Annotated in this window: 11 protein-coding genes; 7 read left to right on the top strand and 4 right to left on the bottom strand. The window is 42.3% G+C overall.

The genetic code is table 11. The annotated features are described in order from the left end of the window. Window positions 1-133: 133 nt before the first annotated feature. The 4 genes from QE404_RS19265 to QE404_RS19280 are packed head-to-tail and all read right to left on the bottom strand — an operon-like array spanning window position 134 to window position 3,862. Entirely contained in the window at window positions 134-1,186 is a 1,053-nt protein-coding gene (locus tag QE404_RS19265; protein WP_371935249.1) for a DUF3810 domain-containing protein, read from the bottom strand. Then, complete coding sequence (locus tag QE404_RS19270) at window positions 1,182-2,627, bottom strand: MFS transporter (RefSeq protein ID WP_307453284.1); 1,446 nt, start codon at window positions 2,625-2,627, stop codon at window positions 1,182-1,184. Before QE404_RS19270 ends, QE404_RS19265 begins: the two co-directional genes overlap by 5 nt. Before the next feature lie 34 nt (window positions 2,628-2,661). Continuing rightward, entirely contained in the window at window positions 2,662-3,411 is a 750-nt protein-coding gene (locus tag QE404_RS19275) for a lysophospholipid acyltransferase family protein (protein ID WP_307453286.1), read from the bottom strand. After that, complete coding sequence (locus tag QE404_RS19280) at window positions 3,404-3,862, bottom strand: GtrA family protein (protein WP_307453288.1); 459 nt, start codon at window positions 3,860-3,862, stop codon at window positions 3,404-3,406. Before QE404_RS19280 ends, QE404_RS19275 begins: the two co-directional genes overlap by 8 nt. A gap of 230 nt (window positions 3,863-4,092) precedes the next feature. On the opposite strand from QE404_RS19280, the gene QE404_RS19285 reads away from it, so the two are divergent. From QE404_RS19285 to QE404_RS19315, 7 genes are all read left to right on the top strand, one after another. Further along, window positions 4,093-4,356, top strand: coding sequence for a hypothetical protein (locus QE404_RS19285; RefSeq protein WP_100076628.1), 264 nt, complete (start codon window positions 4,093-4,095; stop codon window positions 4,354-4,356). An 84-nt stretch (window positions 4,357-4,440) separates the two neighbouring features. Next, complete coding sequence (locus QE404_RS19290; protein ID WP_307453291.1) at window positions 4,441-5,292, top strand: ATPase; 852 nt, start codon at window positions 4,441-4,443, stop codon at window positions 5,290-5,292. Between the two features lie 16 nt (window positions 5,293-5,308). Then, window positions 5,309-7,606 (top strand): NADP-dependent malic enzyme, encoded by a 2,298-nt coding sequence (locus QE404_RS19295; protein WP_307453293.1) that lies wholly within the window; start codon window positions 5,309-5,311, stop codon window positions 7,604-7,606. Between the two features lie 169 nt (window positions 7,607-7,775). After that, window positions 7,776-8,360 (top strand): Holliday junction branch migration protein RuvA, encoded by a 585-nt coding sequence (gene ruvA / locus QE404_RS19300; RefSeq protein WP_307453296.1) that lies wholly within the window; start codon window positions 7,776-7,778, stop codon window positions 8,358-8,360. A 6-nt stretch (window positions 8,361-8,366) separates the two neighbouring features. Continuing rightward, on the top strand, window positions 8,367-15,437 hold the full coding sequence (gene sov, locus QE404_RS19305) for a T9SS outer membrane translocon Sov/SprA (RefSeq protein ID WP_307453298.1): 7,071 nt from the start codon (window positions 8,367-8,369) through the stop codon (window positions 15,435-15,437). Window positions 15,438-15,541: 104 nt separating this feature from the next. Then, window positions 15,542-15,919 (top strand): glycine cleavage system protein GcvH, encoded by a 378-nt coding sequence (gene gcvH / locus QE404_RS19310; protein ID WP_307453300.1) that lies wholly within the window; start codon window positions 15,542-15,544, stop codon window positions 15,917-15,919. A 25-nt stretch (window positions 15,920-15,944) separates the two neighbouring features. Then, complete coding sequence (locus tag QE404_RS19315) at window positions 15,945-16,271, top strand: VanZ family protein (RefSeq protein WP_307453302.1); 327 nt, start codon at window positions 15,945-15,947, stop codon at window positions 16,269-16,271. Window positions 16,272-16,347 lie beyond the last annotated feature (76 nt).

A 16,347-nucleotide genomic window follows, 5' to 3' on the forward strand; every position in this document is an offset into this window, starting at 1 on the left:
GGAGTAAATGTTTTTGTATTTATAAAATATGTTGTACTTTTACAACGCCTTGAATGAGGGAACAAGTCAAGGTAATAAATTTTTTTTCATCATTTGTGTTTTTAGAATCGTATCGCCTGATACGATTCTTTTTTTATTTTTCATAGTTCAGGAGAAGGTCGATGAAATAAGAATATGTGACCGAACCTTCCTGCTGATTACTTTTAAGGAAAAGGTTGTTGGTAAAGCCAAAAAAGTCATCCAGTAAGCCCTGATGCTTCCAAACAAACATTTTCTCATACATCCGGTCTCTCTTCATGGCAGGAGAATAATTCCGGATCACATATTTAACAAACTCCGGATCTTCCTGTACAATAAAATTGAGAAGGCTTTTAAGCGTAAAATATTCCGTGCTGTAACGCAGTTCTTTATTATCACTTTGGGTACCTATCAGATATCCGATGAAATTGGCTTCCTGTTCTCTTGCAAATCCGAGCTGATGAGAGCTTTCGTGAGCAGAAGTAAAAGGGAGAAATGTGGAAGGGAGCTGAGAATTGTATTGCGCTTCGGCAGTAAATGGATTGTAGTACCCAAGAATGCCGGTATAGCTCATAACAGTTTTAAAGATACTCGGTTTGAAAGAATTGATCTGCGGAGCTTCCTTTCCGGAGATATAATCGGGAAGCATAGTCTGTTGCTTAAGAATTTCCTTCTGGATCGCTTTCAGGTCCGTGACGATAAAGATGCCGTTTTTGTCCTCATGAACTTCCTGCCTGGTCTGTCTGCATTTTTCCAGATACCGTAAGGCCAGTCTTTTGGCCTTGCTGTAATCGGGCTCCTTCTGGCTGGGCAGTTTTTTAATGATCGGAGTCTGGAAGTAAAGCATCCCCCAGAAGATCTGATAAACAAAGTACAGCAGGTTAATCAGAACCAAAATCCTCAACAAAGATTGTTGCCGTTTACTTTTTATCAGGCAACCTATAATAAGGTAAGCGATGACTATGCCCAGCAGGATATAGAAAAGATCTCCAGCAGAAAATGGGATCCACGAAAACAAAGACAGATGGATTTTCTTCTGGAGCTCAAACAGCCTGTTGAAAAAGGTGATCATTCCTCCAGACCTGGAGCACATGAAAAACAAAAGAAATTGGGCAAGTAATATACCTGCCCAAAACCTCTTCTTCTTATATATTGTTTTAATTTTAATGGCCACTGCCTTTTGAAATTTTATCAAGATCAATACCCTGCGATTTTAAGATTCCGCTTACACGGATGGCATAAAACGCAAGATACGCAAAACATAAAACTCCTACAATATAGCTTGAGTGGATGTCCGTTAAATCAGCTACATATCCCTGCAGAAGACTTACAATTCCGCCACCCATAATCATCATGATCAGTAGTCCCGATCCCTGGTTCGTGTGCTTACCCAGTCCGTTGATGGCTAAGGCAAAGATACAAGGCCATAACGTAGAGCAGAATAGACCTACACTGGTAAAGGCGTACACGGAAACCATTCCGGAGGTAAACATACCGATTAAAAGAGCTGCAATACCGGCAGATGAGAAAATAAGCAGCATTCTGGCCGGATTTCCTTTACTAAGGACATCACAAATGATCATTACTATGATGATGGCTGCATAAACATAGAACGGTGAAAGATCGTGGTTAGCCAAGGCATTAACCAATAAAAATACACCGAAAGCCAGATAAGGCGCTAAAAATCTCAGGATTTTTTTAAAGCCTGCACTTACATCAAACGCATCTACAGCTCCGGTCCAACGACCGATCATCAGGGAAGCCCAATACAGGGAAATATATGGCGCTACGTCTTTGGTATCAAAGCCAAGATCCTTCTCCATGTAGGCAGGCAGGTTACTTGCCGTGGAAACTTCCACTCCTACGTACACAAATATAGCGATCATCCCCATGATCAGCTGCGGATATTGTAACGCAGATTTTCTGTGTTCTCCGGGAACTGTATCATCCGTGTTCTCCTCAATAGTAGGGGTAACGGATGGAAGAGATGAAAATTTAAGCATAATAGCTACCAGTACAAAGGCAGCACCCAGGATAAGGTAAGGAATCTTGACACTTTCTACGCTGGCCTCCGTATTTCCTGCTGTTGCAGATCCGAAGATAGCAAAAGATACAATAAGAGGACCGATGGTGGTTCCCAGGTTATTGATTCCTCCTGCCATGGTAAGCCTTTGTGATCCTGTCTCAGAAGGACCTACTTCAATGGCCAGCGGGTTGGCCACGATCTGTTGGAGTGAAAAGCCCAGCCCTACAATGAAAAGCCCGGAAATCATCAATGGGAAAGAACCCAGATTAGCAGCTGGATAAAACAGCAAAGTACCCAGAGCAGATATAAGCAGGCCGACAATAAGCCCATTCTTATATCCGATTTTATTGACAAGGTCTTGTTTAAGCCCTTTGGAAATCGCCATATAGATTAAAGAACCTACGGTATATGCCACATAGAAACAGATCTGGACATACATACTTTCGGTCTGCGACAGGTTAAATGCTTTTTTGAATACCGGGATCAGAATATCATTACTTGCAGCAATAAATCCCCAGAAAAAAAATACAGTAGCCAAAGGGATGAACTGGCCCCAGTTGGTTTGCTTTGAATAACTCGACATATTTGTTAAAAATTTCTTAATAACAAATATAATTTTATTTCTTGTTAATACAACGTTCTACAAGAGTTTTTTTTATTGTCTCAAAAGAAGACATTTTGAGCTCTTTTGATGATAAGGTCGGCTCAAGGATTCCGTTAAAATAGACCTTTACCTTACCGGGATAACCTTCCGAAGCTTTAAATGGAAACATTTCCTTTAATCCTATGAAGGTATAGACTACAATAGGCGAATGATGTTTTGAAGAAAGGATAAAAGCACCGTCCTTAAATTCATCGAGGATAATGGATGTATCATCCGGTACACCTCCTTCGGGGAAAATTACAATGCTGTTGCCTTCCTCCATTTTCTCAGCACACCTTCTGTAGACATCCGCCCGGCTTCTGGCACTCTTGCGGTCAACCATCACGCAGATCCTTTTATATATGGTTCCGAAAATGGGGATTTTTACCAGTTCTCTTTTACCTACGAAGCATATCGGATGATCCGGGCATAGAATGCACATCAGCATGATATCCATAATGGAAGTATGGTTGGAGATAAAAACATACTGCTGGTTTTTATCCAGTTTCTGCCGGGAAAGCTTTGTGAGCTCATACCTCAGTCCCATCCCGAAAAACATACAGTAGCTCCAGCACCTGATAAAATAGTATGCGTAGCGGTAATGCTTTTTATTGAAAGATAAGATATAAACCGGAATCCCAAACAGGATCGTAAAAACGAACGCAATAAGGAAAAGCCATATTCTCCAGAGGTAATTCAGAATTTTGCTCACAGGTTTAGCCATTAAAAATCACTTTCTTTTTAACAGAATAATTAAGGACAGACACCAGAATGATTGCAGCCACTTTACTGATCATTTCAGGGCTGAGCGTATAAAACCCAAGGCTGATATTATCTTTAAAGATAAGGCTGTAAAAGACCTGGAAAAAACCTAGGCTTAATAGCGTAGACATGAACGACACGAGCATGAAGTAGGCAAACTCCTTTTTTTTGGAATGCTTTCCGCGTTCAAACACAAACCATATGCTCAGAAAATAATTGGTGATGATACCGCAACTCGTGGAGAAAATATTGCTTAAAGGATAATGTATTCCATGAAAATTAGTTTCCCTGAGAAAAAAATGAGGAAGCGAGGTACTGAAAATCTTAAAGCTTCCGATTTCCACAACGGCACTTAAGCCTCCTGCAATGATAAAGAACAATATCTGTTTCTGCCGTAATAGTATTTCTCGCATTCTGTTGATATGATATGCAAATTTATATAACTATATGTTAAAGCCTGAAAAAAGTTGTTAAATTTTTTTTTAGATTCAAAAATATGTCTAAATTTAATTTTCAGAACGACAGTATGTAACCTGATAATAAATTTATTTTCAGCCTTTTAGGTTGATGTTTTTTTTCTATCTTGTAATTCATAAGAATGCCTATCTGCCGCACACTACCTTTTGTTCCAAATATTATTTACATGAAACGCCAAAATAAATACAGGAAATTTCAGCTTCAGGAGAAAAATATTGAAGCGCTTGAAAAAGAAAATTCGCGCTTCAAGCGGGTCTATTCTGAATATGAAAATATGTCCAATGAATTGTGGAACCTCGAAAACTCCGCAGGTGAACCTGTTCCTGATGATTTCATCAATGCCATGATCCTTCAGACCTCATATCTGGAAGATGAAATAGAAGACTGGCTGATCCGTTTTAACAATCAAAAAGCTGATATAAAACATTAATAATTATCCCTTACCTCCCGGCTAACTATAAAGCTATGTGAAGATAAATTCATAATTTAGCATCCTTAAAATAAAATGCTAAATATGGTTGCTATTGTAGATGGCGGATCTACCAAATGCGATTGGGTGATTCTGGATGATTTCAAAAAAGTGTTTCTGAAGACAGAAACCATTGGTTTCAACCCCAATAATATTGCAGCCGAGCTTATTGTACCGGAAATTGAAAACAATATCAATCTTGTTGCCGTACGCAACTCCATCACAAAGATCTTTTTCTACGGCTCAGGCTGTGGAATAGCGGAAAATTGTTCCATTATAGAAAGGGAGCTCGGAAAGTTCTTTACCAAAGCCCTGATTGTGGCTGCCGAAGATCTTAAAGCTGCAGCCTATGCCGCTTACAACGGAAAACCTGCCATCGCCTGTATCCTCGGTACCGGGTCTAATTCCTGCTATTTTGACGGGAAAGACATCAAAGTAAAACTTCCGTCATTAGGTTTCCTGATGGGCGACGAAGGAAGCGGGAGTTCAATCGGGAAACAGCTGGTAAGAAGGTTTTTTATGCAGAAGCTGCCTCAGGATCTTCATGCTGAATTTGATGAAACCTACCAGCTTACCATAGACGAAGCCCTGAAAAATATGTACCATATATCCAGGCCTAATGCTTATTTAGCGAATTTCAACAAGTTTGTGGCGGAAAGAAAAGACCACCCTTACTTTCAGAAGATGATATTTGATGAAATGATGAATTTCTTCGACTACCAGGTACTTCCTTACGAAGAATCAAAATTTGCGGAAATCAACTTCATCGGGTCCATCGCCTATTATTACGAAAATATTTTGCGTTCTGCTGCGGCCGAGCTTCAGCTGAATGTGGGGCATGTTGTACAGAAGCCAATCGAGAGTCTGGTCAACTACCATATTAAATATATACTTTAATCAAATAAAGAACCTTATGTCAGACAAAACCAACCGCGACGAGAAAAAATTCAGTCAGGCCGCGTTAGATTATCATAAAGCAGAACCCAAGGGAAAAATAGAGGTCATTCCTTCAAAACCGCATTCTTCCCAGAGAGATTTGTCATTGGCTTACTCTCCAGGTGTAGCCGTGCCATGTATGGAAATTCACCATAAGCCTGAAACAGTATATGATTATACCGGAAAAGGAAATCTGGTAGCTGTTATTTCCAATGGCACCGCCGTACTTGGTCTGGGTGATATCGGTGCGGAAGCTTCAAAGCCGGTGATGGAAGGAAAAGGCCTTTTATTCAAGATTTTTGCCGATATCAATGTCTTCGATATCGAGATTAATGAGAAAGACCCGGATAAATTTATTGAAATCGTGAAGGGGATTGCGCCTACCTTCGGAGGAATCAACCTGGAGGATATCAAAGCGCCGGAAGCCTTTTATATTGAACAAAGGCTTAAGGAGGAACTGGATATTCCGTTGATGCACGATGACCAGCATGGAACTGCTATTATTTCAGCGGCTGCGCTGATCAATTCCCTGCAAATTGCTAATAAAAATATTGATGAGGTAAAAATGGTGGTCAATGGTGCAGGAGCGGCTGCGGTGGCCTGTACCAAACTGTATATCGCGCTTGGACTCAAAAAAGAAAACGTGCTGATGTGCGACAGCAAAGGGGTGATCAATCATAAAAGGGAAAATCTTACCCCTGAAAAACTGGACTTCGTTGCACAGACTGATATCGAAACTTTAGAGGACGCAGTGAAAGATGCAGATGTTTTCGTAGGCTTATCCAAAGGTAACGTAATGACACCGGAAATGCTCAGGAGCATGCGTGAAAATCCGATTGTCTTTGCACTGGCCAATCCTGATCCTGAAATTGGCTACGATGTGGCAATAGAAACCCGTAAGGATGTTATCATGGCTACGGGGAGAAGTGATTTCCCTAACCAGGTGAACAATGTTCTTGGGTTCCCGTATATTTTCCGCGGAGCCCTGGATGTTCAGGCAAGGGGAATCAATGAAGCGATGAAACTGGCAGCTGTGCATGCCATCGCCAACCTGGCAAAAGAGCCGGTACCTGAAGCGGTTATTCTCGCCTATAATCTTCAGAACTTACAGTTCGGAAGAGAGTATTTCATTCCTAAGCCGTTTGATAACCGCCTCATCACCAAAGTGTCGAGTGCTGTAGCCAAAGCAGCTGTGGAGAGCGGAATTGCCGGAAAAACCATAGAAGATTTTGAAGAATACGAAAACCAGCTTCTCGACCGTATGGGAAGGGACGAAAAACTGGTAAGGATGATGCAGAACCGCGCAAAATCTAACCCGAAAAGAATTACTTTGGGGAATGCCGAAGAATACAACGTACTTAAAGCTGCACAGATACTGTATGAAGAAGGTATTGCGTATCCAAGCCTCTTAGGGAATAAAAAATACATCAAGGAACAGATGGAGCGGTTCGGGATCGACCTCGATGTTCCGATCATCGATCCGAGTGACGACGACCAGAAAGAAAACAGGAAGAAATACAGGGAAACACTCTGGAAACTGCGCCAGCGAAAAGGCATGAACGAATATAAAGCCAAAAGGTTTGTGCGTCAGAGAGACTACTTCGGACCATTGATGCTGAGGCATGGAGATACGGATGGATTGATCGTAGGATTCTCCAAAAATTATACTTCTGTCCTTCGTCCTGTCCTGGAGGTTATAGAAAAAGACAAAGGCGTAGATAAAATTGCTGCCATGATGATGATCCTGTCTGAAAAGAAGCCTATTTTCTTTGCAGATACTTCCATAAATGACAACCCTACGGCTGAAGATCTGGTGAATATTGCTAAAATGGCGGAAATTACCGTAAAGACCTTTGCCATTGAGCCGAGAATTGCCATGTTAGGATATGAAAACTTTGCGGCCATATCAGAAACTTCTAAAAAAGTAGCCAAGGCTGTAAGCATCCTGCATGAAAAATTCCCTAAAATGATTGTGGATGGGGAAATCCAGCCGGATTTTGCCATGAATGCAGACCATTTAAGCGATTATCCATTCTCAAAACTGGGAACCACGCCTGCCAATACCTTCATTTTCCCTAACCTGGAAAGTGCGAACCTTTCCTACAAAATCATCAGAGGGATGAAAGTGGCACAGGTCATAGGCCCGATCCTCATGGGATTAAAGCAGCCGGTTCATGTCCTGCAGATGCGTTCCAGTGTAGATGAAATTGTAAACCTTGCTACGGTGGCTGTTCTGGATGCCCAGCGCAGGGAAAAGAAAGAAACCGGAAAATAAATGGTTTAATTATTTTTCGTAAATGCATATAAAACTCCAATTTTTTTGGAGTTTTTTCTTTTTTACAGGACAATTTTTAGAGAGGATCAGCCTTATGATTTCATTCGTTTGTGAAATGAAAATATAAATTAGTTTAAATTACTATATTTGGGAGTTTTAAAAATTAATAATGATATTTTCTTTACAAGGCCTGGTTCAGGAACTTACGCCAACCTATGCAGTAATTAATGTACAGGGAGTCGGCTATTACATCGGCATCAGCCTGATGACCTCACAGACTTTGACGTTGCGTCAGGAAGCTTTTCTATATACCCAGCAGATCATCCGGGAGGATGCGCACCTGCTTTTCGGTTTTAACACCCGTTCAGAAAAAGAGATGTTTAATCTGTTAATAAGCGTTAACGGAGTGGGAGCTGTCTCTGCCCTTATTTTATTGTCTACGCTCAGCCTGGATGAAATCGCTTCGGCCATCCTTTCTTCCAACAGTGCACTGATCCAGAAAGCAAAGGGGATCGGGGCAAAAACTGCTGAAAGGATTATCGTGGATTTAAAGGATAAAGTCCAAAAATTCAGCAATCCGGAGGAAAATATTTCTACGCTGGCAAATAATAAAGTAAAGGAAGAATCGTTATCTGCATTAGAAGTTTTGGGAATCCCGAAACGAATGAGCGAGAAAATTGCAGACCGTATTATCAAACAAAATCCAGCTGTTTCCGTGGAAGAACTGGTAAAACAAATTTTAAAAAATATTTAACACTTGGTGGCAAAGAATAAGTATCTAAAAATATTCCTGTTCCTATCTTTTTTATGCATTTCCGGCGGCGCCTTTGCACAGCAGGTACGTGATACGGCAATCATTAAAAAGGATTATCAGCTGGCAGACCCAACCCAGTACGAGGCGTACTATGATATAAAAACCGGGATGTATTATGTCTATCCTAAGATAGGCAATACCTTCACGGGGCCGCCTGTAGCCATGTCTCCGGAAGACTATAAGCTGTTTATGCTGGCCAACCAGTCCAGGGCATATTACAAGGAAAAATCAGACCGCTACAGCCTCATGTTCAGGAAAGACAAGGCAGCAGCTGCAAGGAAAGGGCTTATTCCTTCGTTAACTATCAATAACCGTCTTTTTGAAACCATTTTCGGAAGCAATAAAATTGAGATCATCCCTTCCGGATATGCCTCTTTCGATTTTGCCGGATTATACCAGAAGATTGACAACCCGCTGATCCTGCCTCAGAACAGGACCAGCTTTACTTTTGATATTGATCAGAGGATTCAGCTCGGACTATTGGGTAAAGTAGGTGAAAACCTTCAGCTGAAAGCTAATTATGACACGCAGAGCGGATTTGCCTTTGAAAACAGGATGAATCTCGTTTGGCAGTCCAAAGGCAGCTGGAAAGATTTGCAATCCAAAGGACTGGATGACGTTAATAAACCCAGTGCAGGAGGCGAAGATAAAATTATTAAAAGAGTGGAATTCGGGAATGTGAATATGCCACTTTCCACCAGTCTGATCAGGGGGTCGCAATCGTTATTCGGGGTGAAAACCGAATTTCAGCTGGGAAAAACATACGGAACCGTGGTGCTTTCACAGCAGCAGGGTGAAGCAAGGAATATTGTAGTTCAGGGAGGTGGCGTTATGAATACATTCAAATTGAATGCCATAGATTATGAGGATAACCAGCACTACTTTTTAGGGCACTATTTCGTTAACGGTTATGATAATGCGTTGCTGAATTACCCTCAGATCAATTCCAAGATCAATATCACCCGATTAGAAGTTTGGGTTTTGGACCAGGGAAACAGTAACCTGGCGTATCAGAAGAGTATCGTCGGGATCAGGGATCTGGGTGAAGGTGCCTCAGGATTACCGGATAATAGCCAGAGCGGACTTTATCAGGCCGTTTCCACAACGTTGGGAACGAGGGATGCCGGAACAAACTATGCGGATATTCTTCAGGGACAGACTTTCCCGGGCTCTACAGAACCTTATCAGAACGGGGAACAATTTATTTTCAATAAAAAAGCAAGGCGGCTTAATACCAATGAATATATCCTTCAGCCGCAGTTAGGGTATATCTCCCTGAACCAGAGGCTGAATGACGGGCAACTTCTTGCCGTATCTTATTCTTATACCGTAAACGGATCGAATCAGGTATATAAAGTCGGGGAATTCTCAGAAGAGAGCCAAGTACTGGTGACCAAAGTGCTGAGGTCCAACAGTACTGTAAAAACCACATCGCCGATGTGGGACCTGATGATGAAGAATATCTATTCCTTAGATGCAAGCCAGGTAAATCCTGATGGATTCATCCTTAATGTATTGTACAGGGACGCGCAGACCGGAGGTAAAGTAAATTACCTTCCGAATACTTCCGTTCAGGATACCAACCTCCTGAAATTGCTTAACTGGGACCGCCTGAACCTTAACGGTGACTTGCAGACCAATGGCGGAAAAACAGGAGACGGGATTTTCGACTTTGTCAATGGAATTACCATCAGGCCGGAAACCGGTAAGCTGATCTTTACGAAAGTGCAGCCGTTCGGTAGCTATATGGCTCAGGTACTGGGAAGCAACAATCCGCAGTATGTTTACTCTGATCTCTATACCCAACAGAAACAACAGGCAAGTGCAAGCAATCTGTCCCAGCGGTATACCCTTGAAGGCCGGTACAAAGGAACGCAAGGGCAGGGCATCTCCCTAGGCGCAGTGAATGTTCCTCAGGGATCTGTAAAGGTGAGTGCCAACGGAGTGCAGCTGACCGAAGGGGTGGACTATACAGTCGATTATATGCTGGGAACCGTGACCATTATCAACGAACAGGTAAAACAGTCCGGACAGGCGATCAATATTTCATTGGAAAACCAACTGACCTTCAATACCCAGAGAAAAAGATTTTTGGGAGTCAACCTCGAAAGAAGATTCAGCGAAAACTTTATCTTGGGGGGAACCGTAGTCAATTATTCCGAATCTCCGCTGACCCAGAAAGTCAACTACGGGCAGGAAGCCGTCAATAATACGATGGCCGGCATCAATTTGATGTACAATAACCAGCTGCCGTTCTTGACAAGGCTCACCGATAAATTACCACTGGTGAAAACCGAAGCGCCGTCCAACCTGAACTTTAAAATGGAAGCAGCATATCTGCTTCCGGGAATTAATAAGGGAACCAATGACCAGTCGTATATTGACGACTTCGAACAGACAACCTCTAAAATTTCTTTAAAAGAACCAACAGCCTGGAGCCTGGCCTCGAAACCGGAGAAAAACCAGTCTGATCCTCTTTTCCAGGGAGCAGGAGTAAGCAACAACCTTGAAAACGGTTTCGGGAGAGGGCTGTTATCCTGGTATAATATTGACCCGAGATTCTGGGGTGTGGGCGGAAGGGCTCCGGCAGGTATTACGCCACAGTCGGTTTCCAACCATGCGTCCAGAAGGGTGCAATTCTCTGAGATTTACAATAACAGGGATTTTGTAGCCGGTGAGCAGACATACACCAATACCTTCGATATTTCCTACTTTCCTCAGGAAAGAGGTCCTTATAACGTGAACCCTAATACAGAAACTACCCAGCAGCGTTGGGCAGGGATCATGAGACCGATCAGTGTATCCAACTTTGTCAATTCCAATATCGAATATGTGGAATTCTGGATGATGGATCCATATGCTGACGGGAACACCCTGGGAGCCGCTCCGAAACTTTTGCTACAGCTAGGAAACGTATCCGAAGACATCCTTAAAGACGGTTATATGCAGTATGAAAACGGATTGCCGACACCATCTGTTCCGTCTACTACAACCAACTCCAATTTAGGGGTACAGCCAAAACAACCTCCTATTCTGTATGCATTCTCCAGTGAAGGTGCTGACAGAACTGCACAGGATGCAGGATACGACGGTCTTACATCTGATCAGGAAGCTGCTAAGTTTGGCAATACATTCATCAATCCGGTAACCAACATTTCCGACCCTGCAGTGGATGATTTCGTATTTTATTTATCAGATAAATTCACCGGCGGACAGGCATCATCCCTGGTTCAGAGATATAAATACTTCAGGGGGCCTGAAGGTAATTCTCAGAGCAACTCTCTGGAAGTTTCCACACAGACTCCGGATGCGGAAGATATCAACAAAGATTATAACCTGGACCAGACAGAAGATTATAATGAATATGTTGTAAATCTTGATCAGTCAAGTTTAGCTCTTGGCCAAAACAATATCGTGGATGTGAAAACTGTTCAGGCTCAGTTCCAGAACGGGCAGACTTCACAGGTGAAATGGTTCCTGTTCAGGATTCCGGTTGCCAATGTTAATATGGCAGGATCAGGCGGTGATCATGATCCTTCTATCCTGAATAACGTTCGTTTTGCAAGGTTAATGTTAAAAGGTTTCGACCAGACGTCTACGCTGAGGTTCGCTACTATGGATCTGGTACGTTCAGACTGGAGAAGGTATCCTAAAAATATTGCCGTTTCAGGAACTGATCCCGCAAACAATGAAGGAACACAGCTGGTTGATGCGGAAAATTTTGAAATCGGAAGTGTAAATATTGAAGAAAATGCCCTGAACCAGCCACCATACGTACTGCCTCCGGGAATCGACAGGCAGATCTTAAGCGGGAATGCAGGAGCACAAAGGCAGAACGAATCTTCTTTGTACCTTAAATCACGTTTCCTTCCAGCAGGAGAAGCGAGAGGTGTATTTAAGAATACTACTCTGGACATGAGAAGGTATAAGAAGCTGAAGTTATTTGTGCATGCGGAAGATGTTGATAACAGGGTAACCGGAATCGATAAACAGACTAAATTCTTCATCCGTTTCGGTAGTGATGCTACAGACAACTACTATGAATACGAAGCTTCCCTTCAGATTACCCCTAAAACCGCCACTGCACCAATGGAAATATGGCCGATGTTAAATGAAGTGGATCTAGACATTCAGGATTTCGTGGATGCAAAGATAAGGAGAGACAAAAGCTTCCCGACAGCAATTGCTGCAAGACGTGAGGACCCATTGTTCGGAGGAGGGGATAATTTTAAAAAGATTTATATCAAAGGGCGGCCAAGTCTCGGCAATGTAACGACCATCATGATCGGTATAAGAAATGGAAACGACAGAGAATCCGGCACAACGATAAGCAGAATTTTGTGGGTGAATGAAATCCGTCTGGCTGAGATTGAAAATGACGGAGGATATGCTGGAAATGCCAGCCTGAACTTCAACCTCGGAGACTTTGCCGTAGTTAATACCAGTGCTTCCTATACTTCTGTAGGTTTCGGGAACATCGATTCCAAGCCGGCGGAGAGGAACCAGTCTACGCAGTCGGCATTTAGTATCAATACAGCAGTGAATGTAGATAAACTCCTTCCGGAAAAGACAGGAGTGAAAATCCCTCTGAATTATTCCTACTCCCAGACTATCGAAGATCCTAAATATAATCCTCTGGATACCGATGTGGAATTCAGTAAGGCAGCCAATAAAGAGCAGCTGAAAAAAGTGGCGAGAACCTATACGCAGCAGAGGAGCATTGGGGTAGTGAATATGAGAAAGGAAAGGGTAAACCAGCAAAGAAAACCTAAATTCTACGATATAGAAAATGTATCCGTAACGGCTGTTTACAATGATGATTTCTACCGGGATATTTATACCAAGAGAAATTACAGGCAGTATCTGAGAGGATATATTGATTACAATTATACCTTTAAGCCTTGGGTAGTTAAACCATTCAACAAAATGATCAGCGATACAGCCAAGTCAACCAAATACCTGAGGTGGATCAAAGAATTCAATTTCAATCCGGTTCCTACGAGGTTTTCCTTCCGTACGGAGATCGACAGGAATTACAATGAGCTTGAATTCCGGAATATTGATGCTATCCTGAATGGGAACTATGCTGACGAATTTGCAGCTATCAAAAACAGGAACTTCTATTTTGGATGGCAATACGGTCTAGGATTTAATTTCACGAAATCTTTAAAGCTGGAAATTAATTCCGCTATGAGAACCCTGAACGATAACATGGATGTGAATATGATGGATAATACCTCGATCTTCGGAAATGTTTTCAGAGCAGGAAGGCCAGTGTTGTATAACCACAGGGTACAGCTGAATTACAAGCTGCCGTTCCAGTATTTCCCGTTCCTGGATTTCATCGATGCGGAACTGGGTTATGGGTTCACCTACAATTGGAACGCGAGAAGTACCGTAATGACCTCATTTGTCAACCCGGATACGCAAAAACCTGAAAGTTTAGGATCGATAGGGCAGAATACCAACGTTATCCAGGCTACGGCTACGGCAGACTTTACCAAGTTCTTCGGGCAGTTCAAGTATTTCAAAAATATTTCGACTAAGCTACAGAAAAGGAGACAGGAGATCGATTCCCTGAATAATGCATATACCCAGCAATGGGAAAAGAATAAGTTCAGCTTTAAAAGATATAAATTCAAAAACAGGCTGACCCCTTTCCAGAGTGCCGCTTACCTGCTGACTTCATTCAGGCAGCTGGATATTAATTATTCTGAGAATAACGGAACCGTGCTTCCCGGAATATTGTCTGCACCGAACTGGTACGGATACGGGCAAACGTTAGGCGGACCTACCGTAGGTTTCCTTTTGGGTTCACAGGCTGATGTGAGGCGTATCGTTATGGAAAACGGATGGGTTAGCAATTCCCCATATATGACAGATCCGTATGTAAGGATGTCTACACGGGAACTGAGAGCTAATTTGCAGATAGTTCCGATCAGCGATTTCAGGATAGATCTGAATGGCATCCATACCTATAACCGGAATTTTTCCCACACAGGCTTCAATTATGTTGATGCATCTGGCTTTGCCAATCCTGATTACACTTTTGCCAATGATCTGATTACATATTCCAACTCCGTTATCCTATTGAAGACCTCATTTACAGATGGACAGGCGGTGTACCAGTCGATCAAGCAGAATGCGAAAATTATTTCCCAGCAAATGGGTGGTACCCTAGGTGCGGATGGATTTACCCAGGGGCATAGTATTGCCAATGCGTATGTTCTGATTCCTGCTTTCCGTTCTGCTGTTGAAGGAAGTGCTCCGAAGCAGATTGGAGATGCAAAAAAAGCAGGATTGCCATTGCCGAACTGGAAAATTACTTATTCAGGACTGAGAAATATTCCTATTATCAATGGACAGTTCTCGAAATTCGACCTGCTTCACGGCTATACGGCTACCTATACTGCCGGAGGTGTACAGTCAAGCATCGATTATTTCAACAGCTTGAACAAGCCATTGGAGGAACGCCTCGATGTCAACGGAGATTACATCAATCCATTTACGTTTGCCCAGGTGGGTTATGTGGAAAACTTCTCTCCGCTTATCGGTGTAGACGTTACCATGAGGAATAATATGCAGTTCGGATTACAGTATAACAGGATGAGGACTTTGCTCCTCGGATTGGTGAACCATACTTTAACCGAAGATGCCAATTCGGAATATGTTGTTCGTGTGGGATATATCATCCGTAATTTCACACTGGGAATGACCAATGTTCGCGGCAGAGGGAAAGCCAAAGGTGCCGATCTTAATATCAGAGGAGATTTCTCACTGAGAGACAGCCGGACCAGCATTACCAATATTCTCCTGGATGATTCACAGATTACCGGAGGACAACGGTTGCTAAATATTAAGCTGTCCGCAGATTATAATGTCTCGCAAAACCTTAACCTGAGGATATTCTACGAACAGATGACCTCAAGGTACAAGATCTCAACGGCATTCCCGCTATCTACGATCAGGGCAGGACTTTCCGCTACGTTCACTTTTGGGGATTCGGGAGGATTCTAAAAAGCAATAAATAAAAAATGTCTTTCAATTCGGAAGACATTTTTCATATCTGATATTTGAAGCTTATAGAATTTTAAATACATTTGTACAAAATAAAATTAAAAATGAACACACCATCAGAATTAAAGTACACCAAAGATCACGAATGGATCAAAATTGAAGGTAACGTAGCGACCATTGGTATCACCGACTTTGCTCAGGGAGAGCTTGGAGATATCGTATATGTGGATGTGGATACTGTGGATGACGATCTTGAAGGAGGTGCGGTTTTCGGAAGTGTAGAAGCGGTAAAAACAGTTTCAGACTTATTCTTGCCTGTTTCAGGGAAAGTGATTGAATTCAATGCAGATCTGGAAGATCAGCCGGAGCTTTTGAATTCAGATCCATATGGAAAAGGATGGATCATCAAAGTTGAATTAGCTGATGGTGCAGATCAGTCCGAATTGCTTTCTGCTGAAGAATACCAGGAAGTCATTGGATAAGATTTCAAACATATTCATTAAGATTTTGCCCATTTATTGGGCATTTCTTACTTTTATGCTCCTGAAGCCGGGAGAGGAAAACCATGAGTACTGGTTTATGTTCAATGGCATCGATAAGGTACTGCATCTTAGTATTTTTGCAGCTTTGGGTTTTTGTTTCATATCAGCCTTTCCTAAAATCAGGTTCTCATACTTCATTCAGATCATTCTCATCTATGCTTTCCTCACCGAAATCCTGCAGGAAGAGATGGGACTGGGCAGATCCATGGAAACACTTGATGTGGTGGCAGATGCCATAGGCTGTCTGATAGGGTATACCGTTTATAAAATCCTGATCAAACGTTTCTTTTGATTACAGACAGGTTCTATTTTATTCTACTTTTTCCTTGTAGCTTTTTTCCTGGTTTGAGCTAATAAACATGATTGAT

Origin of the sequence: Chryseobacterium camelliae (assembly GCF_030818575.1) — a bacterium.
In the GTDB taxonomy this organism is placed as follows: Bacteria; Bacteroidota; Bacteroidia; order Flavobacteriales; family Weeksellaceae; genus Chryseobacterium; species Chryseobacterium camelliae_A.